The sequence below is a fragment of the Micromonospora sp. NPDC049497 genome (assembly GCF_044465805.1).
GTDB lineage: Bacteria > Actinomycetota > Actinomycetes > Mycobacteriales > Micromonosporaceae > Micromonospora.
In genome coordinates, this window is record NZ_JBITMC010000029.1 from 24,318 (window position 1) to 46,517 (window position 22,200).

The following is a 22,200-nucleotide window of genomic DNA, read 5'->3' on the forward strand; positions in this document are numbered from 1 at the left end:
CCCGGCGGCGACGTGCAGATGATCGCCGAGTCCAGGCTCGAACGTCAGCGGCGGCCCACCGTCAGGACCGGCTTGGTGACCTCGGCGAAGAAGTCGTTGCCCTTGTCGTCGACCACGATGAAGGCCGGAAAGTCCTCCACCTCGATCTTCCAGACCGCCTCCATGCCCAGCTCCGCGTACTCGAGCACCTCGACGTGCTTGATGCAGTCCTGGGCGAGCCGGGCCGCCGGGCCGCCGATCGAGCCGAGGTAGAAGCCGCCGTGCTGCTGGCAGGAGCGGGTGACCTGCGCCGACCGGTTGCCCTTGGCCAGCATCACCTTCGAGCCGCCGGCCGCCTGGAACTTCTCCACGTAGGCGTCCATCCGGCCGGCGGTGGTCGGGCCGAACGAGCCGGAGGCGTACCCCTCGGGGGTCTTCGCCGGGCCGGCGTAGTAGACGGCGTGGTCGCGCAGGTACTGCGGCATCGCCTCACCCGCGTCGAGCCGCTCGGCGATCTTGGCGTGGGCGATGTCCCGGGCGACGACCAGCGGGCCGCTCAACGACAGCCGGGTCTTCACCGGGTACTTCGACAGCTCGGCCCGGATCTCGTCCATCGGCCGGTTGAGGTCGACCCGGACCACCGTCTCGGCGTCCAGCGTCTCGTCGGTGACATCCGGCAGGAAGCGGGCCGGGTCGGTTTCGAGCCGCTCCAGCCACACACCCGACGGGGTGATCTTCGCGACCGCCTGCCGGTCCGCGGAGCAGGAGACGGCGATCGCCACCGGGCAGGACGCGCCGTGCCGGGGCAGCCGCACCACCCGGACGTCGTGGCAGAAGTACCGGCCGCCGAACTGCGCGCCGATGCCGAAGTTGCGGGTCAGCTCCAGCACCTCCGCCTCCAGCTCCAGATCGCGGAAGCCGTGCGCGGTCATCGAGCCCTCGGTCGGGAGGGCGTCCAGGTACTTGGCGCTGGCGTACTTGGCGGTCTTCAGCGCGTACTCGGCGGAGGTGCCGCCGATGACGATCGCCAGGTGGTAGGGCGGGCAGGCCGAGGTGCCGATCAGCCGCAGCTTCTCCTCCAGGAACTGCATCATCCGCGTCGGGTTCAGCAGCGCCTTCGTCTCCTGGTAGAGGTACGACTTGTTGGCCGAGCCGCCGCCCTTGGCCATGAAGAGGAACTTGTACGCGTCGGGGTGCCCCTCCGGGTCCTCGGCGTACAGCTCGACCTGGGCGGGCAGATTACTGCCGGTGTTCCGCTCGTCCCACATCGTCAGCGGGGCGAGCTGCGAGTAGCGCAGGTTCAGCTTCGTGTACGCCTGGTAGACGCCGCGCGAGATGGCCTCGGCGTCGCTGCCGTCGGTGAGCACGTGCCGGCCCCGCTTGCCCATCACGATCGCGGTGCCGGTGTCCTGGCACATCGGCAGCACGCCACCGGCCGCGATGTTGGCGTTGCGCAGCAGGTCGAGCGCCACGAAACGGTCGTTCGGCGAGGCCGCCGGGTCGTCGATGATCGACCGGAGCTGCGCGAGGTGCGCGGGGCGCAGGAAGTGGGCGATGTCGTGCATCGCCTCGGCGGTCAGCGCGGTGAGCGCGGCCGGCTCCACGGTGAGGAACCGGCGGCCCCCCGGACCGTTGACGACGTCGACGCCCTCGTCGGTGACCAGGCGATACTCCGTCTGGTCCGGACCGGTCGGCAGCAAGGGAGCATACGAGAACGCGGCGGCACTGCTCATGAGCGGAAAGCCTAGGGCAGGACGGTCGATCAGTCCCACCCGCCGGGTGCGTCCTGGGACGCCGCTCTCACCCGACGGCCGGCGGCGGGTCGGCCGGCTCAGCCGTCCTTGCCCGGGTCGGGGTCGGGGCACTGCTCCCGCTTCGGGCCGCAGCTGTCCTCGGGCGCCGGGACACCGCCGGTGCCCGCCGGGCCGGGCGCGGGGTCGCCGCCGGAGCCGGGCGGTACGCCGGCCGCGCCGCCGAAGCGCACGTAGCCGATCTCCCGCCCCTCCCCGATGATCATCCCGTTCGGGCCGACCGCGAGGGCGTTCGCGGAGGTCCGGAGGACGGCCAGCTCGGCACCGGTACGCGGGTTCAGCGCGAACAGCCGGGACGGCTTCTCGTCGGCGATCACGGCCGCGTACGGGGTGAGCGCCGCGCCCGCCTTCGCGCCGGTCGCGCGGCTCCAGAGGATCCGCCCGCCGCCCAGGTCCCGTCCGCTCACCGAGCCCTTGTCGGCCGACCGGACCAGCGCGTACCGGTCGTCCACGGCGAGCACCCGCTCACCGGGGGCCGCGACCAGGAGCAGCCGCCCGTCGTACCCGTCGAGGACCGCCTCGCGGCCGTCCGGGGCGACGCCGAGGAGCACGCTCCGCGCACCCTGCGGGTCCTCCCGCTGCGCGCAGCCGGCGCTGTCGGCGGTACGCAGGTTGACGCCGGCCCGCTGCCACGTCTCCTGACCGGTGGCCGGGTCGCGGGCCGAGATGGCGAAGTAGCAGGTTCCGTCCTCGGACCGCGCGGTGATCCGCAGCAGCCGGCCCCCGACCACCGACAGCCGCTCCTCCCGGCCCGGTTCGACGTCGGCGAGCACCCGGCCGGTGGCGGTGTCCAGCACGTGCACCCGGCCGTCGATCGGGAAGCCGAGCAGGCCCGGCACCGGTTCCGGACCGGCCACCTCCTCGTCGATGCGCAGCGCGTCGAGGCGGCGGGTGTCGAGTAGGCCGGGGTTGTCGCCGAGGAGCCCGCTGCGGACGCCGGGGACGAAGGCGGTCCACAACGGAGCCGTGCCGCGCGGGTCCCAGGCGCTGATCGTGCAGTCGGTGGCGTCGACGCAGCGGGCGTCCAGCAGCAGGTTGCGGTACGTCCACACGGCCAGCGCGTCCCCGTTGCGCCGCCGGGTCGCGCCGGTGGTGGGGTCGAGCACCTCGTACCCCTTGACCAGGAGCTTGCCCACGACGACGACGGCGTCCCGGTCGGCCCCGGCGACCGCGGACCAGTCGGCCTTGCGCTCCCAGAGCTTGCTGCCGGTGGCCAGGCCGCGCGCCTCGACGCGGGTGCGCTGCTCGACCACGACGGTGTCGCCGGCGATGGTCACGCTGCGCGGGGTGCCGCCGATGCGCTGCTGCCAGACGACGTCGGCGGAGATTGGCCGGCTGCGGTTCACCCAGTCCCACATCCGGGGGAACGGGTTCCACACGCCCGTGGCGGCGAGCACCACCACAGTGGCCAACCCGAGCAGAAGCCAGCCACGCACACCGAGGCGGCTCTCGTTCACCCGGACACGGTAGCCACCCCCGGCGGTCGGCGAGGGTGCCGCTGGCGCGTGTCGGCCGATCAATCTCCACTTCGGGGGGACAGCACCCGCCACAGCGCGAGTGTGCAGACGAGCGAGGCGGCGCCGGACAGGGCCATCACGACGCCCGGTGCGAGCACCTCGGTGAGCGCGCCGGCACCCGCCGCCGCCCCACCCTGGACGGCCATCATGCCGGTGCCGACCAGCCCGAACGCCTGTCCCCGCCGGGCCTCTGGCACCGCGTCGAGGAACCGCCGGGCCAGGCCGAGCTGGTAGGCGAACCCGGCGAAGGACACCACGAACAGGGCCGCCGCCGGCCACAGGCCGGGCCGGGCCGCGAAGACCAGGATCGGTACGCCGAGCAGCACCGCCAGCCACGGCGTCCACCGCTCCCGGCGGGCCGGAGCCACGAAACGCCCCACCAGCAGGTCCCCGACGAGCATCCCCGACGCACCGGCCATCAGCAGCACTCCGGCACCGGCCCCCGGCGCCAGCCCGGCGGCGTACGGCACGGCGACCCCCTCGGCTCCGACCAGCAGCGAGCCGGGCAGCCACTTGGCCAGCAGCAGTCCCCGGATCCGCCGGTCGGCGAGGAGTTCTCCGTTGACACGCCACGTCTCCCGGATCACACCCCCGCGGCCGGTCGTCGCGTCGGCACGGACGCGGGCGGAGCGGGCGGTCAGCCCGACGCGGACGAGCAGCGCGGAGAGGGCGCAGGTGGCGGCGGTCAGCCAGAGCGCGCCGTACGGGCCGACCAACCCCAGCAGGAGCCCGCCGACCGCGAACCCGGCGACCTGGGTGCCACCGGAGGCCATGGTGAGCAGCGAGCGCCCCAGCACGTACGCGTCGCCGTGCAGGATCTCGGGCAGCAGTGCGGAGCGGGCGGCGCTGCTCACCGGGCCGAAAAGGCCGACGACGGCGACCAGCCCGAGCATGGCCCCCGGGGCGAGCACGCCGGAGGCGAGCACCGCCACCGCGGCCAGCCGCACCAGGTCGTACCCGACGATCAGCGCCCGGGGCGGCCACCGGTCGGCGTAGGCCAGCAGGAACACCCCGCCGAACGCGTGCGGCAGGAACCCCGTGACGTACGCGAGGGCGGCGAGCAGCCCCGACCCGGTGCGCTCGTAGACCAGCACCGACAGGGCGAGCATCTTGACCGTCTCGCCGATGAGGAAGACGCCGAAGCTCGCGAAGAGGACCCGGAACTCCCGGACGGCGAAGACGTCCCGGAAGGTGGCGGGACGGTCGTTGACGCCCGGGGTCCCGACGGTGCTGGTGGTGGTCACCGGGTCAGCGTGCCGGCCGCCGGCCGTCGTCTCTATCCTTTCGGTGACCGACGAAAGGTAGAGCGTGCGGATCGAGGTGACCCCGGCCGACATCGCGGCCAGCCGGTACGCGGTGTCCCCGCTGGGCGAGGCGGTGTCGGCGCTGCGGCTGTGCGCCGGTCAGCGCTCCGCGCCCGCCCTGGCGCCCTGGGTGGCCCGGGCCCGTCCGGCGTACGAGCGGCTGCGCCGGGAGCAGCCGGCGGTCGGGGCCTTCCTGGCCCTGCTGCGCCGGGGCGGCTACAACGCGGACTTCATCCAGCCCCCGCCGGCCGGCACCGGTCGCACCTTCGCCGACGAGGTGGCCGTGGTGCGGGCGACCCCGCTGGCGCAGGCCCGCGACGAGCTGCGCCGCAACCTCGCCGGCCACCGGGCGCCCCCGGCGTACGCCCGCCGGATCTTCGACTCCGCGGACGTGGTGGACCTGCTGGCCGACGCGATCGAGGCGGCCTGGACGACGCTGGTCGAGCCGGACTGGCCCCGGCTGCGGGCCATCCTGGAGCGGGACCTGCTGCACCGGGCCGGCCGGCTGCTCGCGTACGGCTGGGGCGCCGCCGTCGCGGACCTGGACCCACGGCTGCGGTGGGTGGCGGACGGCGACCTCGGGGCGATCGAGGTGGGCGACTCCGACGCGCGCACGTGTTCGCTGGACGGCCAGGGGCTCCTCTTCATCCCCACCGTCTTCGGCAACATGATCAACTACGTCGACCCACCCTGGCCGTTCGCGATCGTCTACCGCGCCTCGGGGATCGCGGAACTCCTCGGGCCACCGGACCTGGGCCGCCCGGAGGACGCGCTGGACCGACTGGTCGGGCGGGGCCGGGCGGCGGTGCTGCGGGCACTGGCCGTGCCGGCCACCACCAGCCAGCTGGTCGTTCAGCTCGACATGAGCCTGGGCGCGGTCGGCGACCACCTCGCCGTGCTGCGCACCGCCGGGCTGGTCGCCGGCACCCGCGCCGGCCGGACCGTCCTCTACCGGCGTACCCCGCTCGGCGACGCCCTCGCCGGCGGCTGAGGTGTTAGGAAGGGACCCTTCCTCTACCGCAGGCGTTAAGCGGGGGCCCTTCCTTACCGCGCGGCGGAGCGCACCAGCGGAAGCACCCGGTACGGGATCTGCTCGGCCAGGGCGATGATCGTCGACGCCCGCCGGATCCCCTCGTACGAGACGATCTGGTCGATCACCCGCTGGAGGTCGGTGTTGGAGCGGGCCACGATCCGGCAGAGCAGGTCGCTGGAGCCGGTGATCGTGTGCGCCTCCAGCACCTCGGGGATCGCCGCCAGGTGGCGGGTGACCGGGTCGTGGCCGTGCCGCTGGCTGATCTCCAGCGTCACGAAGCTGGTCACGGTGAACCCGATGGCGGCGGGCGACACCTCCGGCCCGAACCCACCCACGACGCCCCGGTCGAGGAGCTTGTCCAGGCGGGCCTGCACCGTGCCGCGGGCCACCCCGAGCCGCCGCGAGCACTCCAGCACCCCGATCCGGGGTTCCTCGGCGAGGAGTTCGATCAGCCGCGCGTCCAGCGCGTCGAGCTGTACATCCTGACCAGTGTTCATGGGGTTAGACCCTACGCCTTGTGCAACCTGACCAGCGATAACGGTGACAGTTGCCCAGTGCGTGCCGGTCCGGCGATATTCGCGGAAGAAGCACCGGAAACGGCGGCCCACGAGGCCGGCCGGTACGCGAGGGAGGCCACCATGACCCAGGCGATCGACCGACCCCAGTCGACCGAGGACGTCGACGTCGACCGGCTCGTCGGAGCCGTCGACCACGACATCAGCCACGACCCGTTCCCGGTCAAGGGCCTCGACCACGTGCACTTCCTGGTGGGCAACGCCAAGCAGGCCGCGCACTACTACTCCACCGCGTTCGGCATGACCTGTGTGGCGTACCGGGGCCCCGAGCAGGGTTACCGCGACCACGCCCAGTACGTGCTGACCAGCGGTTCGGCCCGGTTCGTGCTGACCGGCGCGGTCCGCCCGGACGCCCCCGGCGCCGAGCACGTCACGAAGCACAGCGACGGTGTCTCCGACATCGCCCTGGAGGTACCGGACGTCAACGCCGCGTACGCCCACGCCACCGCGCAGGGCGCGACCGGCCTGGTCGAGCCGCACGACGTCAGCGACGAGCACGGCACCGTCCGGATGGCCGCCATCGCCGCGTACGGCGACACCCGGCACACGCTGGTCGACCGGTCCCGCTACACCGGCCCGTTCCTGCCCGGCTTCGTGGCCCGCAGGCCGATCGTGGACCGGCAGCCGATGATCGACGCCGGCCTCCAGCCGAAGCGCTTCTTCCAGGCGGTCGACCACGTCGTCGGCAACGTCGAGCTGGGCCGCATGGACGAGTGGGTCGACTTCTACAAGAAGGTCATGGGCTTCTCGAACATGGCCGAGTTCATCGGCGACGACATCGCCACCGACTACTCGGCGCTGATGAGCAAGGTCGTCGCGAGCGGCACCCGCAAGGTGAAGTTCCCGCTCAACGAGCCGGCGATCGCGCGCAAGAAGTCGCAGATCGACGAGTACCTGGAGTTCTACCAGGGCCCGGGCGCCCAGCACATCGCCGTGGCCACCAACGACATCCTCGCCAGCGTCGACGCGATGCGCGCGGCCGGCGTCGAGTTCCTGGAGACCCCGGACTCGTACTACGACGACCCCGAGCTGCGCGCCCGCATCGGCGAGGTGCGGGTGCCGATCGAGGAGCTGAAGTCCCGCAAGATCCTGGTCGACCGGGACGAGGACGGCTACCTGCTCCAGATCTTCACCAAGCCGGTGCAGGACCGCCCGACGGTCTTCTTCGAGCTGATCGAGCGGCACGGCTCGCTGGGCTTCGGCAAGGGCAACTTCAAGGCGCTCTTCGAGGCCATCGAGCGTGAGCAGGAGAAGCGCGGCAACCTCTGACCCGCCGCCGCACCCCGTACCGCCGGCGGCTCCGTCGACAACTTCGGGGAAGATGCTCCCTCCCCCGCGCCGCAGCCAGCATCTTCCCCGAAGTTGTCGCCATCGCGGCCTCGGCATCCCGGGGCGGCGCCGTCGTTAAGGTTGCTGCGTGAACGAGCACAGCGAGGCGGCGACGTGAGCATCGCACCCGGTTGGTACGTGGACCCGGTCGACCGCGACACCCGGCGGTACTGGGACGGCGAGGGCTGGATCGGCGCGCCGATCCCCCTGGACGCCACCCCGCCCGACGGCCCGCCGCCGGTCGAGCCGCCGGCACCGGCGTCCCCGCCCCCACCGGCACCGTCCCGGCCGGCTCCGGGGGCTCCCGGGTCGGCACCCCCCGCACCGCCCGGCCCACCGACCGGACCGGGCCAGGTCGGGGGCCCGACGGGCGGACCGCACCCCCACCCCGGGCAGCCCCACCCCGGGCAGTCCCACCCCGGGCAGTCCCACCCGGGCTACGGGCCGCCGCCGGGATGGCCGGCCGGAGCGTGGCCGGGCCGACCGCCGGAGCCCCGGCCGCACGGGCTGCCGCTGGCCGGGTACGGTGCCCGGCTGGTCGCCCGCCTGATCGACTTCGCGATCGTCTTCGCGCTCAACGCCGTCGTCAACGGCTGGTTCGTCTGGCGACTGGCACGGGAGCTCGAACCGACCTTCGCGGAGTGGTGGCGCCGCGTGGAGGCCCGGGAGACGACGACCGACCCGCTGCCCCAGCCCGGCCAGCAGGCCGATTCACTGCTCATCGTCATCCTGCTGATCGCCGCCGCGCTGTGGCTGGCGTACGAGGTGCCGTCCATGGCGTCCGGCGGGCAGACCCTCGGCAAGCGGCTGGTGGGCATCCGGGCGGTGCCGGTCGCCGCCGACGAGCCGCTCGGCTTCGGCCGCGCGCTGCGCCGGTGGAACACCCTCGGCCTGCCCACCCTGCTCTGGCCCTGCTTCTGCCTCGGCTTCGTCCTGCAACTCCTCGACGCGCTGTCCCCGCTCTTCGACCACCCGATGCGCCAGGCCCTGCACGACAAGCGGGCGCAGACCGTGGTGGTCCAGGACCGCCGTACCCCCCGCACCACCCCGAAGGACCGCTCCGAACCCCCGGGAGACACCCCATGACCGACACCGGACGTCACCAGCCGGCGCTGCGTCTCACCCGCGCCGACCTCGACGCGCTGCCCAACTACGTACCCGGGCGCAGCCCCGCCGACCTGGCGCGCGAGCTGGGCCTGTCCGAGGCGATCAAGCTGGCCAGCAACGAGGTGCCGTACGGCCCGCTGCCCGGCGTGGTGGAGGCGGTCGCCGAGGCCGCCGCCGGGGTGCACCGCTACCCGGACATGGGCGTGGTGGCACTGCGCGAGGCCCTGGCCGAGCGGTACGGGGTGGGCGTCGAGCAGGTCGCCACCGGCTGCGGATCGGTGGCGCTGGCCGAGCACCTGGTCCGGGCCACCTGCCTGCCCGGCGACGAACTGCTCTACTCGTGGCGCTCGTTCGAGGCGTACCCGATCATCGCGGCGACCAGCGGCGCGACCAGCGTGCGGGTCCCGAACGACGCCGGGCACGGTCACGACCTGGACGCCATGGCCGCGGCGGTGACCGACCGGACGCGGATGATCCTGGTCTGCAACCCGAACAACCCGACCGGCACGGCGGTACGCCGGGCCGAGCTGGACCGCTTCCTCGACGCGGTCCCCGACGACGTGCTGGTGGTCATCGACGAGGCGTACCGGGAGTTCGTCACCGACCCCGAGGTGCCTGACGGCCTGACCTACCTCGACCGGCCCAACGTGGCCGTGCTGCGGACGCTGTCCAAGGCGTGGGGCCTGGCCGGCCTGCGGATCGGCTTCCTGGCCGCCCAGCCGGCGGTCGCCGGGGCGGTACGCAAGGTCGTCACGCCCTTCTCCACCAGCATGGCCGCCCAGGCCGGCGCGTTGGCGGCGCTCGCACAGGCCGACGAGGTCCAGCGGCGGTGCGCCCTGGTCGTCGCCGAGCGCGACCGGGTCACCGAGGCGCTGCGGAAGCTCGTCCCGAACGTGCCCACCAGCCAGGCGAACTTCGTCTGGCTGCCGCTCGGCGACCGGGCGGTGGACTTCGGCAAGGCGTGCGAGTCGCGGGGCGTGATCGTACGGCCGTTCCCGGGTGACGGCGTCCGGGTGACCATCGGCACCCCGGCCGAGAACGACGCCTTCCTGGCCGCCGCCGAGGCGGCGCTCGCCTGACCCCGCCCGAACCGGACGTGGTGACCGGGCCGGTCCGCCATCCCCTAGCGGACCGGCCCGGGCGCGCACACGTAGCACCGCGTGGCTATAAGTAACTTATGTCCTTTTTATCCAACAGGCAGCGCTTTCACGTCGCCGCGAGGATCACCGGCTCCGAGTTGTAGAAGTAGAGCCGGTCGTCCCCCTCCGGATCGACCGGCTTCCGGAGCCGCTCCACCGCGACGAAACCGTCCGCCGCGTGCACCGCGCCGGGTGCCCAGCCGACCCCGTCGGACCCGATGTTCAACACGAACCACGACCGCTGCGTTCCGGTGGCGGGATCCACGGTCAGCAGGTCGTTCGCCGGGGTCAGCACGTGCACCCGGCCGGGCTGGACGGCAACCACCCGGGCCTGGCCCAGGCCACTTCGCCGCCACAGCTCGGCACCGGTCCGCGCCGAGCGCCCCACCAATGCGCCGTCGGTCACGGCGACCGCGACCTCTCCGGCCAGCTCCGCGCCGGCCGGGTCCAGGGTGGGCGCGGCGACGGGTGCGGCCTCGCCGAGCAGCCAGCCCTGACCCGTGTCGTCCTCCGGCCCGGCGGTACGCAGGCCGGCGCAGCCGGAACGGCCGGACCGGCACCCCAGCAGGGTCACCACCAGCTCGTCGGCGGCCCCCGGCGGACGCCAGCGGGCACCCACCGTACCGGTGGCGGCGTCGGTGAACTCCACGACGGCGGGACCGGCGCAGCCGTCCACCGTGACCAGCCGGCCGGTCGACGTGGTGCCGATCGCGTCGCGGCATCCGGCGTCGACGTCGGTCCGCCAGAGTTCCCGGCCGCCGGCCGGGTCGACGGCGACCACCCGGCCCCGCCCGGCGGACACGACCACCGGCCGACCACCGGCCGGCTCGGTGACGAACAGGCCGCGCGGTTCCCACACGGTCGTCGCGCGCGTGCGTCGAACCGCCGGATCGCCGACCGGTTCCGGGCCGTCGACGGACCAGGACACCCGGCCGGTACGACCGTCCAGGCCCACCAGCCGCCCGTCCGACCAACGGCTCACCACGGTCGTCGCGGTGGCCACCACCCCCTCCAGCGTCGCCGGCCAGCGGCGGTACGACCAGTACGGGGTGGTGCGGTAGCGGTTGTTCACCGGCCGGTCGGCGTAGACCTGGCGGTTCCCCGCGTACACCCGCAGACGACCGTCGACGATCAGCGGGGCGACCGGCAGCCGGGCGACCACGCCGGGCGCCGGCGAGGGCACCGGCGGGTAGGCGCCGCGGGCGGGGGTGCTCACCTCGGCGGGTGCGAGTACCCGCCAGACCACGGCCCCGGCCACGACGGCGGCGAGCAGCACGGCGACGGTCAGGACGACCCGGCGCCGGCCCTTCGGGAACCCCATGCGCACCTCCGTCCGGCACCCTACCCAGCGCCGTACGACGGGCACCGGTCAGGTGGTCGGCGGTCAGGCCGCCTCGGTGGTGCGGCGGCGGGCGGCGGCGGCGAGGTCGGCGAGGTCCCGACGGAGCGCCCCCTCCCCCGCGCGGGCGGCGAGCCCGCCGAGCAGGAACGCCACCACCCGGCCGTACGGCGCGACGGGCACCGCCTCCTGCGTGACGGTCACGGCGGTGCAGCCACGGCCGCGCCGCTCCACCGGGCGCAGCGTCCAGGTGATCCGGTAGTCGACGCCGGCGCCGGGCGAGCTGAGCACCAGCCGGTGGGGCGGCTCCGTCTCGATCACCACGAACTCCTCGACCAGCGGTGAGCCGTCGGACTGGGAGCGGGTCTCCCGCCAGGCGGTGCCCGGCCCGAACCGGCCGGTGGTGAGCACCTCCACCGGACCGGCGGCACCGGGCCGGCCGGAGCGCAGGCCCAGTTCGGTCAGCAGACGCCACAGGTCGGCGGCGTGCGCCTCGATGAGTTCCGTTGCGGTCACCGTCGACATGCCACCTCCCGTGGCATCGACGGTACGCCGGGTGAGCGCGGTGCGGGGTCCCCGGAGCGGAAATTCCACGCCCGGGAACCCCGTACGCACCACGACCGGCGGCGCGGTCAGGGCCGGAACTGACCGCCCCGGATCGCCCGGACGAACGCGTCCCACCCCGGCGGGCTCACCGCGAGCGTGGGACCGGCCTGGTCCTTGGAGTCGCGTACGGCCACCACGCCGAGGACGCCGACCAGGTTGTCGGCCACCTCCACGCAGAGACCCTGGTCGTTCGAGCGGCTGCTGGTGCGCCAGATAGCGCCCGCGAGATCGTTCATCGTCACCCTCCTGTCCGACGGGACGCCAGCCGGAGCCGGGACCGGGAACCGGACGGGGGCCGTCCCGGTCCCGGCGCGGCATGGCGACGGAATCCGGACGATCAACGGGGCAACGGTGCTCCGGGGTCGGACCTCCTGTGCGACCGGGTCAGCGGGCCGGCAGGATCGTGCCCGTGACCTCGCCGAGGGCGATGGTGGTGCCGTCCGGGCCGGGCGCGGTGGCGGTGATGGTGACGGTGTCGCCGTCGGAGAGGAACGTGCGGGTGGCGCCGTCGGAGAGCTTCACCGGCTCGGTGCCGCCCCAGGTGAGTTCCAGGAAGGAGCCCACCTGCCCCCGCTCCGGGCCGGAGACGGTGCCGGAGGCGTACAGGTCGCCGGTGCGCAGCGAGGCGCCGTTGACGGTGAGGTGGGCCAGTTGCTGGGCGGGCGTCCAGTACATGGTGGCGAAGGGCGGCTCGGCGACCCGCTCGCCGTTCCACTCCACCGCGAGGGACAGGTCCAGCCCCAGGTGGGGCACGTCGGACAGGTAGTCGGCGACCGGCGGGTCCTGGTCCGGTGCCGGCACGAACGCGGCGCCCAGGGCGTCGAGCGGGGTCACCCAGGCGGAGACCGACGTGGCGAAGGACTTGCCCAGGAACGGGCCGAGCGGCTGGTACTCCCAGGCCTGGATGTCCCGGGCGGACCAGTCGTTGACGAGCACCACGCCGAAGACGTGGTCGGCGAAGTCGTCGACGGAGACGCGGCTGCCCAGCGGGCTGGGCACACCGACCACGAAGCCGACCTCGGCCTCGATGTCGAGGCGTACCGACGGGCCGGAGACCGGGCCCTGCGGGGTGGCCCGCTGGCCGGTCGGACGCACCACCGGCGTGCCGGAGACCACGACGGTGCCGGCGCGGCCGTGGTAGCCGATCGGCAGGTGCTTCCAGTTGGGCAGCAGCGGCGGCTGGCCCGGCCGGAAGATCTGGCCGACGTTGGACGCGTGGTGCTCGGAGGAGTAGAAGTCGACGTAGTCCGCCACCTCGAACGGCAGCAGCAGCTCCACCTGCTCCAGCGGCACCAGCAGCGGCTCCACGTCGGCCCGGTGGGCGTCGTCGGTGAGCAGTTCGGTCACCCGCTGCCGGACCGCCGTCCACTGCGGCCGGCCGAGGGCCATGAAGTCGTTGAGCGAGGGCCGGCCGAGCGCCCCGGCGGCGAGGACCAGCCCGGCGGCCTCCGCGCCGCCGAGGTCCAGCACGAAGTCGGAGACGCGTACGCCGACCCGGGGCTCCTCCGCCGGCCGGCGGAACACCCCGTACGGCAGGTTGGCCACCCCGTACGCCGAACCGTCGACACCCCGCACCCAACTCATGCCTCGAAGCCCCCGTTCACCAGCCCAAGCCGGATCAGATCGGTCAGTGGTTCCAGGATGCTGCACGAGCCGAAGCCCACCCACAGCGGACGCGTCGTGTCGGCCCACCCCTCGACGGCCTGGAGCAGCGGTCGCGGGTCGGTGGCGGTGAGCAGCTCGGCGACGCGCGGCACCCCGGCGCCCTCGGCCGCGGCGATCGCGGCAGCGAGCACGTTGGCGAAGCCGTGGTGGGTGAAGCCGGTCACCGGGTCCAGGTGGCGCACCGCGTGGTGCAGGCCGGCGGTGAGCTTGAAGGACAGCGCGCGGTCGCGGCAGGCGCAGATCACGGCGGCCAGCTCCGCCGGCGTCGGGAAGAGCTCGGCGGCCAGCCCGCCGGTCCGGAACTTCGCGGCGACCGGCAGCCCGGCGGCCCGCGCCTCGGCCACCGTGTCCAGCGCGCCCAGCAGCCCGAAGGTCAGCGGGATCTCGGCGTAGACGTCGAGGTGCCACGACCGGGCGAACGCCAGCAGGTGGGTCAGGCCGGCCTGCGGGTCCTCCCCGCGCTTGGCGACCGCCACCTCGACCTGCCGGACGACGATCCCGTCCTCGGCGAGCTGGGACAGCGCGGCGGGTAGCCCCCCGACGCCGGTGTCGCCGATCAGGCCGACGACGGAGCCGGGGTCGACCAGCTCGCCCAGGTCACCGGCGAGGACGGCGGAGGCGGGAACCAGCAGCGGACCGACCAGGTCGGTGTACCAGGAGGCGCGGTGGGCGCGGTGCGCGACGACGGCCTCGGGCAGCGGCGAGCTGCCGGGCGGGAAGACGGCGGCGTCGTCGACCAGGCCGTGGAACAGTGCGGGCACCTGCGTTGACACGAGACAAGAATGTACGGGACGCTACAAGGAACGGACAACAGCGTCCGAATATCGGACGCCATCCGGTTGACGTAGGGGACGACCCCGGGAGGCGAGAATGCCGTACTACCGCAGCGTCGGCGAGGTTCCGCGCAAACGCCACACCCAGTTCCGCCAGCCCGACGGCAGCCTCTACGCCGAGGAGCTGATGGGCCAGGAGGGCTTCTCGTCCGACTCCTCCCTCCTTTACCACCGGTACGCGCCGACCGCGATCGTCGCCGCCGAGGAGTTCACCCCGCCGGCCGTCACCCGCACGCCGAACCTGCCGCTCAAGCCCCGCCACCTGCGCACCCACAAGCTCGACGCCAGCGGTGCCGACCCCGTCCTCGGCCGGCGTCACCTGCTCGCCAACGACGACGTCCGCATCGCGTACGTGGTGGCCGACCGGCCGTCCCCCCTCTTCCGGGACGCCACCGGCGACCACTGCCTGTACGTCGAGTCGGGCACCCTGCGGGTCGAGTCCACGTTCGGCGTGCTCGACGCGGTGGCCGGCGACTACGTGGTCATCCCGACGTCGACGATCCACCGGCTCGTCCCGACCGGCGACTCCCCCGTACGGCTCCTGGCCATCGAGGCGAACGGGCACATCGGGCCACCCAAGCGCTACCTCTCCGTACGCGGACAGTTCCTGGAACACGCTCCGTACTGCGAGCGGGACGTCCGGGGACCGGACGCGCCACTGCTGGTCGACGGGACCGATGTCGAGGTGCTCGTCCGGCACCGGCGCGGCTGGACGAGGTACGTCTACGCCAACCACCCGTTCGACGTGGTCGGCTGGGACGGGCACATGTACCCCTGGGCGTTCTCCATCCACGACTTCGAGCCGATCACCGGCCGGATCCACCAGCCGCCGCCCGTGCACCAGACCTTCCAGGGCCCGAACTTCGTGATCTGCTCGTTCGTGCCGCGCAAGGTGGACTACCACCCGGACGCCATCCCGGTGCCGTACAACCACCACAACGTCGACTCCGACGAGATGCTCTTCTACACCGGCGGCAACTACGAGGCGCGGCGCGGCTCCGGCATCGAGCAGGGCTCGATCTCGCTGCACCCGTCCGGGTTCACGCACGGCCCCCAGCCGGGCGCGGCCGAGCGGTCCATCGGGGTCGACTTCTTCGACGAACTGGCCGTCATGGTGGACACGTTCCGCCCGCTGGACCTGTGCGACGCGGCCACCTCGTGCGAGGACGACGCGTACGCCTGGACCTGGGCCCGCCGCCCCTGACCGGAGCGGCTCAGGCGAGGCGGCGGGTGAAGACGGTGATCTCGGCCAGGGCGGCGGCGACGATCGCCAGGACCAGCGGCCACGGGGTGCCGACCAGCGCGTAGAGCAGGACGAACGCCGGTGCGGCGGCCGCCGCGTACACCGCCAGGGCCAGGCTGCGGTCGGAGCGGAGCAGGCCCGGCAGCACCGTACGGGCCAGGCCGGGCAGCCTCGCGGCCTGCCGCCACACCACCAGCGCCCCGCCGAGCGCCGCGATGAACGCGGCGAACCGCGACAGCCCCGGGCTGCCCGGCGCGAGACAGGCGATCAGCACGGTGGTGATCAGGGACCAGCCGGCTCCGTAGATCACGAACTGGCGCACGCCGGCCGAGATGGTCCGGCCGGAGTCGACGCGGCCCGGGCTCATCGCGGCGGCCTCGGCGAGGTGTTCCAGCGCCTCGCTCCAGCGCCGCTGCTCCAGCCGCAGCACACCGATGTCGTGCCGCGCCTCGGCCAGCTGCGGGTCCAGGCGCAGCGCCTCCCGGTAGGCCCGCTCGGCCAGGTCGAACAGCTGCATGTTCGCCGCCACCAGGCCCAGCACCAGGTGCGCCTGCGGTTCCTCGGGGGCCAGCTCCACCCCGCGCCAGGCCGCATTCAGCGCCGGCTGGCCGTTGCGTGAGCCGGCCAGGATCGCCGCGGCGCTCCGCTGGGCGTACGCGTCGTCCGGCCCGAGGGCCAGGATCCGCTCGGCGGTACGGGCCGCCTCGGCGTACTCCTCCTGGTCGGCGAGGGCCAGCGCGCGCGCGACCAGCGGCGAGACCTCCTGGGGCGCCGCGGCGACCGCGGCGTCGGCCGCGCTCAGGGCCTCCGCCGGGCGTCCGGCCGCGAGGTGCACCCGGGACAGCACGGTCAGGGCCTGCGCGTTGCCCGGTTCGAGGGCGACCGCGTAGCCCAGCTCGGCCGCGGCCTCGTCGTACCGGCCCAGCTCGGCGAGGAGGACGGCCCGCTCGACGTAGCCGTCGGCGGCGGACCGGTCGGAGGTGGGGTCACTGGACATCGCGGCGAGCCTAGGCGGCCGGGGCGTCGTACACCAGGGCCACCGCGATGCCGGCCAGGCCCTCGCCCCGGCCGGTGAAGCCGAGGCCGTCGGTGGTGGCGGCGGAGACGGTCACCGGAGCCCCGACCGCGTCGGAGAGCACCCGCTGGGCCTCCTCCCGGCGCGGACCGATCTTCGGTCGGTTGCCGACGACCTGGACCGACACGTTGCCGATCGCGTAGCCGGCGGCGCGCACCCGGCGGGCGGTCTCGGCGAGCAGAGCCACGCCGGAGGCGCCGGCCCACTCCGGCTGCCCCACCCCGAAGTTCGCCCCCAGGTCGCCGAGACCGGCGGCGGAGAGTAGGGCGTTGCAGGCGGCGTGCGCGGCCACGTCGGCGTCCGAGTGCCCGGCCAGCCCGTCCTGGTCCGGCCAGTGCAGGCCGGCCACCTGGCACGGCCGGCCGGCTTCGAAGGCGTGCACGTCGGTGCCGATGGCCACCCGGGGAACGATCACGACCAGAGGGTACGCGTCACGCGCCGACGGCCAGCAGGTGCTCGGCCAGCGCAAGGTCGAACGGGCGGGTGACCTTGAGCGCGTACTCCGAGCCGGGGACACAGCGCACGGCGACGCCCAGCTTCTCGACCAGGCCGGCGTCGTCGGTGAGCGGATCGGACGCGGCGGCGTGCGCGGTGGTGAGCACGGCACGCCGGAAGCCCTGCGGTGTCTGCACCGCCCGCAGTGCGGACCGGTCGACGGTGCCGAGGACCACCTCGTCGGCGTCGACCTCCTTGACGGTGTCGACCACCGGCAGCACCGGGATCACGGCGTCGTGGCCGGCACGCACCGCCGCGGCGACCGCCTCGACGAGGTCGGGCGGGGTCAGGGCACGGGCGGCGTCGTGCACGAGGACGATGTCGGGGCCCTCGGGCACCGCGTCGAGGGCGGCGGCGACGGACGCCTGACGCTCCGCGCCGCCGGCAACCACCGTCACCGGGGCGACCGGCGCCAGCAGCTCGCGTACGGCGTCCAGCTCGGCGGCCGGTGCGGCCACCACGATCGTGTGCACCGAGGCGGCGGCGGCGAGCCGGCGGACCGCGTGCACGAGCAGCGGCTCGCCGGCCAGCAGCCGCAGCGCCTTGGGACGGCCGGGACCGAGTCGTACGCCGGCACCCGCCGCAGGCACGAGGACCGCGACGTCACCGCGCGGATTGAGCTGCGCGGTCACGTCGCGGTCCTCGGGTTTGTTCGCTACGAATCGGGTACGACGATGCTGTGGATCAGGCCTCGGTGAGGACCTTGTCGAGCAGCGTCTCCGCCTCGTCCTTGGTGCTCTTCTCCGCCAGCGCGACCTCGCCGACGAGAATGTCACGGGCCTTGGCGAGCATGCGCTTCTCGCCCGCGGACAGGCCCCGCTCCCGCTCCCGACGCCACAGGTCGCGGACGACCTCGGCCACCTTCAGCGGGTTACCGGAGGCCAGCTTCTCCAGATTCGCCTTGTAACGCCGCGACCAGTTGGTCGGCTCCTCGGTGTGCGGAGCCCGGAGGACGTCGAAGACCTTGCCGAGGCCCTCTTCGCCGACCACCTCACGCACACCCACGATCTCGGCGTTCTCAGCGGGCACCCGGACGGTCAGGTCACCCTGCGCGACCCTCAGGACGAGGTACTCCCTGGGCTCGCCCTTGATGACCCGAGTCTCGATTGCCTCGATGAGTGCGGCCCCGTGGTGGGGGTAAACAACGGTCTCGCCGACACTGAAAACCATAGGTTCGAAACCCCTTTCGCTGTGTCTAGAGTAACACGCTCAGGCACCGATGTCTCACCGCTGTCCTGACCGTTGGCGCAGCTCAGGGGCCCTGTGAGAGGTATTTCTTCAGCTTGACAGGCAGCCAAACCGAAGGTTCGAACACGCTCTGTGACGTGCGGGTGACGTCCCGGTACGAGTGAGACCGGACGTCGAGATCAAGGGCAATGCGCTCACCCCATGGTATCCCGCGGCACGGGAACGCGCCCAGGTGTAGCGGGAGGAGGCCCCGTGCGGGACGCTGGAGGGAGCCGCTGTCCGCTCACCGAGACGGTCCTGGGGGTCCGATGGGCAAACCCGACGCAGACGGCCCGGGCCTGCCGGACCTGCCTCCCGAGTGGGGGCGGGTGGTCGTGCCCGACGACGCCTCGGCGCTGGCCGCCGAGGCCGAGGAGATCCGTCGCGAGCTGCGCGCACGGACACAGGCAGCCATCCGACCGGCGGCTTCGCGGTGGGGGCCGACGCGCCCGGTGTGGGCCCGCTCCCCGCTGGCCCTGCCCGTGCTGATCCTGCTGGTGGCGCTGCTGACCACGATCGGCGGGCTGATCGCCGTCACCTGGCCCCGCTCGGCCCGCACCGGCGCCGCACCACCGAACGCCGCTCCGTACGCGCCGCCGGCCAACCTGACCGGCCGACCACTGCCCGCCCTCGACCTGGTCGACGCCACACGCTCCCCGGTGCCGCTGCGCGGCCTGCTCCCCGCGCTCATCGTCCTCGTCGACGGGTGCGCCTGCGCGAAGGAGTTGGCCGACGCCGCCACCACCGCCCCGGACGGCGTCACCGTCGTGACCGTCGACACCGACCCCGCCGTACGCGTCCCGGCGCCACCGACCCGGGCGGACGTGCGGGCCCTCGCCGACCCCGCCGGTGGCCTGCGTGGCTTCCTCCAGCTCCCGGCCCGACCGGGCGTCGCCACGGCGGTCCTGGTCGACCGGGACGGTCTGGTGGTGAAGGTGGTGCCCGAGATCCGCTCCGCCGAGGACTACCGCGCCGACCTGAGCCGCCTGGCCGGCTGAACCGCCGGCCGGATGCCGCCCGACGCCGCGACGGTGGGCGCTCAGGGCAGGAGGACGAGCTGCGCCTCCACCGTGAGCGGCTCGGCGCCCACGGTGGACAGCGAGACCTGGAACGGCCCGCCCGCCCCGGTCACCTCGGTCGACGTGGTCGATCCGTTGCACCCGGCGGTGAACGGATCGGCCGCGCGCGCGCCGTCCACCAGCACGAGCAGCTCACCGGGACCGGTGCAGCGGAACTGGAGCAGATGGCGTTCGCCCTCGTCGGCCCGGGCCTGCCGGACGATCCCGTCGTCCGGGGCCAGCTCCGACCGTTCCCTCCACACCGTGTCGGGGAAGTTGCCCAGCGCAGTGCCGTCGGTGTCCGGCGGCACGACGTAGGTCACCCGGCCGGTGTCCGGATCGGTCCGGTAGGCGATGCCGGAGTCGGCGTCGACCGTGACGGGGTCGCTCGCGGCCGGTCGGTCCGTCCCCACCACCCGGCCGGTGGTCGGCTCGTTCACCCGCCACCACCAGCCGCCGGTGACCAGCACGACCAGGGTGGCGACGGTGAGCACGACCGCGCCCGCCCGCGTACCGGCTACGGGCGCGCGCGGCCCGTCCACCGGCCGGTCCACCGCGTCCATGCGCCGAGGGTAACCGGGCGGTGGCGGAACCCGCCCGCTCAGTCCTGCCGGTCGAGCAGTGCGGCGTAGAGCGTCAGCCCGGGCCCGAACGCCAGCATCACCACCCGCCGCGGCGGTGCGGGGTCCCGGAGCAGACGGTCGAGGATCAGCAGCACCGTGGGCGACGAGCAGTTCCCGTGCTCGTCCAGGGTGGCCCGGGACGCCGCCAACCCCTCCGGCGGCAGGGCCAGCTCCCGTTCCACGACGTTCAGGATGCGCGGCCCGCCGGGGTGCACCGCCCAACCGTCCACGTCGGGCACCGAGCCGCCGTGCCGGGCCAACAGGTCCTCCACCAACCCGCGGACGTGACTGGAGAGCACCTGCGGCACCTTCGGCGACAGGCCCATCCGGAAGCCGGTGTCGGTGACGTCCCAGGTCATGTGGTCGGCCGTGGACGTGTCAGTGACCGAGGTGACCTCGCGGAGCGCGTACCCCCGGCCGCCCGGCACGACCACGGCGGCGACGGCGGCGTCGGAGAAGAGGGCGTGGGAGACGATCTGCTGCGTGTCGACCCGCGCGCTGGACGGTTGGATGTGCAGGCTGGTCAGCTCCGCGCAGAGCAGCAGCGCGGGCCGACCCCGGGCGGTCACGAAGTCGCTCGCCGCGCCCAGCCCCGGCAGGGCGGCGTAGCAGCCCATGTGGCCGACGAACATGCGCTGCGTGTCCGGGGCCATGCCCAGGTCACGGGCGAGCAGGATGTCCAGCCCGGGGGTGGCGTACCCGGTGCAGGAGCACACCACGAACAGCCCGATGTCGCCGGCGGCCAGCCCGGCCGCGGTGAGCGCCCGGCCCACCGCCTCCTTGCCCAGCGGGAGCGCCTCCACCTGGTAGCGGCGCATCCGCCGCTCGGTCGGCCAGTCGGACACGTCCTCCAGGAGGGGATTGACGGCCGCCTGGCGGCGGGTGACGCCGGAGTTGGCGAAGATCCGCTGGGCCAACGCGCGGGTGGTGCCGGAGAAGTGCTTCGAGAAGAAGCCCTCCCACAGTTCGTCCTGTCGGGCGGACGGCGGGTGCGCCGTCCCCATCCCCGCGATCACCGGTACGGCCACGTCGCCCGCCTCTCTCCACCCGTCGCCGGGGGCCTCACCATCGGGGAGCCGATCCGTCGCGGTCCGGGTCGCCGCCGAGAACCGCGATGCCCAGCCAGTCGGCGCAGACGTCGGAGGTCGCCGGGTGCAGCGAGCCGCAGCGCGCGTCCCGGTAGAGCCGCTCCAGCGGATGGCCGCGCCGCGTCGCCGACGTGCCCGCCGCTTCCAGCATGGACGCCGCCACCTCCGCCGCCGTGGTGCCGGCGAGCAGCTTGGCCCGCCACACCCAGCGGTTCGTCTCCGCGTCGCCCGGCGCCTCGTCGACCCGTCGGGCCGCCTCGGCGACCACCAGCTCGGCAGCGGCGACCGCCGCGTCGGCGCGGCCCAGGCGGGCCCGGACGGCCGGGAGGCCGGCGAGGTCACGGGCGTTGAGGTGCTCGGCGGCAGCGTCGACCGCCGCTCGCGCCACCCCGACGTAGACGGCGGCGTAACTCGCCACCAGCCAGTGCGGCATCAACTGCGCCACCACCAGGGCCAGCCCCTCCACGCCTCCGAGCAGCCGGTCGGCCGGCACGGCGACGTCCAGGTGCAGGTCGTGCGAGGAGGTCGCACGCATGCCGAGCGAGTCCCAGGTGGGTTCGACGGTCAGGCCCTCCGACCCGGCCGGCACCAGGAACTGGGACACCACCGACGGATCGTCGGCACTGCGGGCGGCCACCAGGTAGCCGTCGGCGTGCCCCGCGCCGGAGCAGAACGTCTTGCTGCCCTTGATGCGCCAGCCGCCCTCGACCGGCTCGTAGACCGTGCTGAGCCGGGAGAGCCGGGCACCCGCGCCGCGCTCGCTCATCGCGACCGCGTACCAGGAGCCCTCGGCCGCCGCACGGAGCAGCCGGTCCCGGGCGGCCAGCGCCTCGTCGGGCACACCGAGCGCATCGGCCAGTTCCTCGGTGACCGCGCCGAGGGCGCCGGTGACCGAGGCGTGCATGTTGAACACCAGCGCGGTCGCGCCGTTTCCCCGGGCCAGCTCGGTGGCGACCGCCGCGTACCCGGCGAAGGTCGCGCCCGCCCCACCCAGCTCCCGAGGGACCATCAGGCCGAACAGCCCGGCCGCCCGCAGGTCGTGGAAGTCCTCCACCGGAAAGGAGCCGTCCCGGTCATGCCCGGCGGCCCGGGCGGCGAGGCGCGGCGCCAACCGGCGGGCCGCCTCCAGCGCGTGCAGCGTCATCCAACCCCCT

General features: G+C 73.9%; 22 protein-coding genes. 6 read left to right on the top strand and 16 right to left on the bottom strand.

Going from position 1 to position 22,200, the window contains the following annotated elements:
* Nucleotides 1–44: 44 nt before the first annotated feature.
* The 3 genes from ACIBR0_RS27090 to ACIBR0_RS27100 all read right to left on the bottom strand — a co-directional run bounded on the left by ACIBR0_RS27090 (nt 45) and on the right by ACIBR0_RS27100 (nt 4,551).
* The gene (locus ACIBR0_RS27090) at nt 45–1,712 is read right to left on the bottom strand and encodes a fumarate hydratase (RefSeq protein WP_396720290.1); all 1,668 of its coding nucleotides are present in this window, start codon (nt 1,710–1,712) and stop codon (nt 45–47) included.
* A gap of 98 nt (nt 1,713–1,810) precedes the next feature.
* Nucleotides 1,811–3,148: a PQQ-binding-like beta-propeller repeat protein gene (locus ACIBR0_RS27095; RefSeq protein ID WP_396720342.1), complete on the bottom strand. Its 1,338-nt coding sequence runs from the start codon at nt 3,146–3,148 to the stop codon at nt 1,811–1,813.
* 158 nt (nt 3,149–3,306) lie between these two features.
* Complete coding sequence (locus tag ACIBR0_RS27100; RefSeq protein ID WP_396720292.1) at nt 3,307–4,551, bottom strand: MFS transporter; 1,245 nt, start codon at nt 4,549–4,551, stop codon at nt 3,307–3,309.
* A 64-nt stretch (nt 4,552–4,615) separates the two neighbouring features.
* Between ACIBR0_RS27100 and ACIBR0_RS27105 the strand changes: the two genes are divergently transcribed.
* Nucleotides 4,616–5,602: an ArsR family transcriptional regulator gene (locus ACIBR0_RS27105; protein WP_396720294.1), complete on the top strand. Its 987-nt coding sequence runs from the start codon at nt 4,616–4,618 to the stop codon at nt 5,600–5,602.
* A gap of 53 nt (nt 5,603–5,655) precedes the next feature.
* Here ACIBR0_RS27105 and ACIBR0_RS27110 read toward each other — a convergent pair whose 3' ends face one another.
* Nucleotides 5,656–6,141 carry an Lrp/AsnC family transcriptional regulator gene (locus tag ACIBR0_RS27110; protein ID WP_396720296.1) on the bottom strand — a complete coding sequence of 162 codons (486 nt, stop codon included), beginning with the start codon at nt 6,139–6,141 and terminating at the stop codon, nt 5,656–5,658.
* A 141-nt stretch (nt 6,142–6,282) separates the two neighbouring features.
* Between ACIBR0_RS27110 and hppD the strand changes: the two genes are divergently transcribed.
* The 3 genes from hppD to hisC all read left to right on the top strand — a co-directional run bounded on the left by hppD (nt 6,283) and on the right by hisC (nt 9,734).
* The gene (hppD, locus tag ACIBR0_RS27115) at nt 6,283–7,488 is read left to right on the top strand and encodes a 4-hydroxyphenylpyruvate dioxygenase (protein ID WP_396720298.1); all 1,206 of its coding nucleotides are present in this window, start codon (nt 6,283–6,285) and stop codon (nt 7,486–7,488) included.
* A gap of 174 nt (nt 7,489–7,662) precedes the next feature.
* Nucleotides 7,663–8,634, top strand: coding sequence for an RDD family protein (locus ACIBR0_RS27120; RefSeq protein WP_396720300.1), 972 nt, complete (start codon nt 7,663–7,665; stop codon nt 8,632–8,634).
* Nucleotides 8,631–9,734 carry a histidinol-phosphate transaminase gene (gene hisC / locus ACIBR0_RS27125; RefSeq protein ID WP_396720301.1) on the top strand — a complete coding sequence of 368 codons (1,104 nt, stop codon included), beginning with the start codon at nt 8,631–8,633 and terminating at the stop codon, nt 9,732–9,734. The genes ACIBR0_RS27120 and hisC overlap by 4 nt, the downstream gene beginning before the upstream one ends.
* Nucleotides 9,735–9,861: 127 nt before the next feature.
* Here hisC and ACIBR0_RS27130 read toward each other — a convergent pair whose 3' ends face one another.
* The 5 genes from ACIBR0_RS27130 to ACIBR0_RS27150 form a co-directional block, all read right to left on the bottom strand.
* Nucleotides 9,862–11,115 (bottom strand): PQQ-binding-like beta-propeller repeat protein, encoded by a 1,254-nt coding sequence (locus tag ACIBR0_RS27130; RefSeq protein WP_396720303.1) that lies wholly within the window; start codon nt 11,113–11,115, stop codon nt 9,862–9,864.
* A gap of 63 nt (nt 11,116–11,178) precedes the next feature.
* Nucleotides 11,179–11,658 carry an SRPBCC domain-containing protein gene (locus ACIBR0_RS27135; RefSeq protein WP_396720305.1) on the bottom strand — a complete coding sequence of 160 codons (480 nt, stop codon included), beginning with the start codon at nt 11,656–11,658 and terminating at the stop codon, nt 11,179–11,181.
* 107 nt (nt 11,659–11,765) lie between these two features.
* A complete protein-coding gene (locus ACIBR0_RS27140; RefSeq protein WP_357033750.1) occupies nt 11,766–11,975 on the bottom strand; it encodes a DUF397 domain-containing protein in 210 nt (69 codons plus the stop codon).
* 148 nt (nt 11,976–12,123) lie between these two features.
* Nucleotides 12,124–13,323, bottom strand: coding sequence for a fumarylacetoacetase (gene fahA, locus ACIBR0_RS27145; RefSeq protein ID WP_396720307.1), 1,200 nt, complete (start codon nt 13,321–13,323; stop codon nt 12,124–12,126).
* On the bottom strand, nt 13,320–14,177 hold the full coding sequence (locus ACIBR0_RS27150) for a hypothetical protein (protein WP_396720309.1): 858 nt from the start codon (nt 14,175–14,177) through the stop codon (nt 13,320–13,322). The genes fahA and ACIBR0_RS27150 overlap by 4 nt, the downstream gene beginning before the upstream one ends.
* Nucleotides 14,178–14,274: 97 nt before the next feature.
* Between ACIBR0_RS27150 and ACIBR0_RS27155 the strand changes: the two genes are divergently transcribed.
* Nucleotides 14,275–15,441, top strand: a complete 1,167-nt coding sequence (locus tag ACIBR0_RS27155; RefSeq protein WP_357033744.1) for a cupin domain-containing protein — start codon at nt 14,275–14,277, stop codon at nt 15,439–15,441.
* Between the two features lie 10 nt (nt 15,442–15,451).
* Here the strand turns inward: ACIBR0_RS27155 and ACIBR0_RS27160 are convergent, their stop codons facing one another.
* The 4 genes from ACIBR0_RS27160 to ACIBR0_RS27175 are packed head-to-tail and all read right to left on the bottom strand — an operon-like array spanning nt 15,452 to nt 18,220.
* Nucleotides 15,452–16,477 (bottom strand): tetratricopeptide repeat protein, encoded by a 1,026-nt coding sequence (locus ACIBR0_RS27160; RefSeq protein ID WP_396720311.1) that lies wholly within the window; start codon nt 16,475–16,477, stop codon nt 15,452–15,454.
* A 10-nt stretch (nt 16,478–16,487) separates the two neighbouring features.
* Nucleotides 16,488–16,970: a 2-C-methyl-D-erythritol 2,4-cyclodiphosphate synthase gene (gene ispF / locus ACIBR0_RS27165; RefSeq protein WP_357033740.1), complete on the bottom strand. Its 483-nt coding sequence runs from the start codon at nt 16,968–16,970 to the stop codon at nt 16,488–16,490.
* A gap of 16 nt (nt 16,971–16,986) precedes the next feature.
* On the bottom strand, nt 16,987–17,682 hold the full coding sequence (gene ispD / locus ACIBR0_RS27170) for a 2-C-methyl-D-erythritol 4-phosphate cytidylyltransferase (RefSeq protein WP_396720314.1): 696 nt from the start codon (nt 17,680–17,682) through the stop codon (nt 16,987–16,989).
* Between the two features lie 52 nt (nt 17,683–17,734).
* Entirely contained in the window at nt 17,735–18,220 is a 486-nt protein-coding gene (locus ACIBR0_RS27175) for a CarD family transcriptional regulator (protein WP_013288937.1), read from the bottom strand.
* A 326-nt stretch (nt 18,221–18,546) separates the two neighbouring features.
* Between ACIBR0_RS27175 and ACIBR0_RS27180 the strand changes: the two genes are divergently transcribed.
* Complete coding sequence (locus ACIBR0_RS27180; protein ID WP_396720317.1) at nt 18,547–19,275, top strand: TlpA family protein disulfide reductase; 729 nt, start codon at nt 18,547–18,549, stop codon at nt 19,273–19,275.
* A gap of 41 nt (nt 19,276–19,316) precedes the next feature.
* Here ACIBR0_RS27180 and ACIBR0_RS27185 read toward each other — a convergent pair whose 3' ends face one another.
* From ACIBR0_RS27185 to ACIBR0_RS27195, 3 genes are read right to left on the bottom strand one after another with little or no spacing between them, the layout of a single operon-like run.
* The gene (locus tag ACIBR0_RS27185) at nt 19,317–19,898 is read right to left on the bottom strand and encodes a hypothetical protein (RefSeq protein ID WP_396720319.1); all 582 of its coding nucleotides are present in this window, start codon (nt 19,896–19,898) and stop codon (nt 19,317–19,319) included.
* Nucleotides 19,899–19,936: 38 nt separating this feature from the next.
* Complete coding sequence (locus tag ACIBR0_RS27190) at nt 19,937–20,986, bottom strand: type III polyketide synthase (protein ID WP_396720321.1); 1,050 nt, start codon at nt 20,984–20,986, stop codon at nt 19,937–19,939.
* A 34-nt stretch (nt 20,987–21,020) separates the two neighbouring features.
* Entirely contained in the window at nt 21,021–22,190 is a 1,170-nt protein-coding gene (locus ACIBR0_RS27195; protein WP_396720323.1) for an acyl-CoA dehydrogenase family protein, read from the bottom strand.
* Nucleotides 22,191–22,200: the final 10 nt, after the last annotated feature.

Excerpts from the sequence above, each read along its gene's own strand:
- ACIBR0_RS27090 (WP_396720290.1), bottom strand. The coding sequence starts at position 1,712 with ATGAGCAGTGCCGCCGCGTTCTCGTATGCTCCCTTGCTGCCGACCGGT.
- ACIBR0_RS27095 (WP_396720342.1), bottom strand. The coding sequence starts at position 3,148 with ATGTGGGACTGGGTGAACCGCAGCCGGCCAATCTCCGCCGACGTCGTC.
- ACIBR0_RS27110 (WP_396720296.1), bottom strand. The coding sequence starts at position 6,141 with ATGAACACTGGTCAGGATGTACAGCTCGACGCGCTGGACGCGCGGCTG.
- hppD (WP_396720298.1), top strand. The coding sequence starts at position 6,283 with ATGACCCAGGCGATCGACCGACCCCAGTCGACCGAGGACGTCGACGTC.
- hisC (WP_396720301.1), top strand. The coding sequence starts at position 8,631 with ATGACCGACACCGGACGTCACCAGCCGGCGCTGCGTCTCACCCGCGCC.
- ACIBR0_RS27130 (WP_396720303.1), bottom strand. The coding sequence starts at position 11,115 with ATGGGGTTCCCGAAGGGCCGGCGCCGGGTCGTCCTGACCGTCGCCGTG.
- ACIBR0_RS27135 (WP_396720305.1), bottom strand. The coding sequence starts at position 11,658 with ATGTCGACGGTGACCGCAACGGAACTCATCGAGGCGCACGCCGCCGAC.
- ACIBR0_RS27140 (WP_357033750.1), bottom strand. The coding sequence starts at position 11,975 with ATGAACGATCTCGCGGGCGCTATCTGGCGCACCAGCAGCCGCTCGAAC.
- fahA (WP_396720307.1), bottom strand. The coding sequence starts at position 13,323 with ATGAGTTGGGTGCGGGGTGTCGACGGTTCGGCGTACGGGGTGGCCAAC.
- ACIBR0_RS27155 (WP_357033744.1), top strand. The coding sequence starts at position 14,275 with ATGCCGTACTACCGCAGCGTCGGCGAGGTTCCGCGCAAACGCCACACC.
- ACIBR0_RS27160 (WP_396720311.1), bottom strand. The coding sequence starts at position 16,477 with ATGTCCAGTGACCCCACCTCCGACCGGTCCGCCGCCGACGGCTACGTC.
- ACIBR0_RS27175 (WP_013288937.1), bottom strand. The coding sequence starts at position 18,220 with ATGGTTTTCAGTGTCGGCGAGACCGTTGTTTACCCCCACCACGGGGCC.
- ACIBR0_RS27180 (WP_396720317.1), top strand. The coding sequence starts at position 18,547 with ATGGGCAAACCCGACGCAGACGGCCCGGGCCTGCCGGACCTGCCTCCC.
- ACIBR0_RS27185 (WP_396720319.1), bottom strand. The coding sequence starts at position 19,898 with ATGGACGCGGTGGACCGGCCGGTGGACGGGCCGCGCGCGCCCGTAGCC.
- ACIBR0_RS27195 (WP_396720323.1), bottom strand. The coding sequence starts at position 22,190 with ATGACGCTGCACGCGCTGGAGGCGGCCCGCCGGTTGGCGCCGCGCCTC.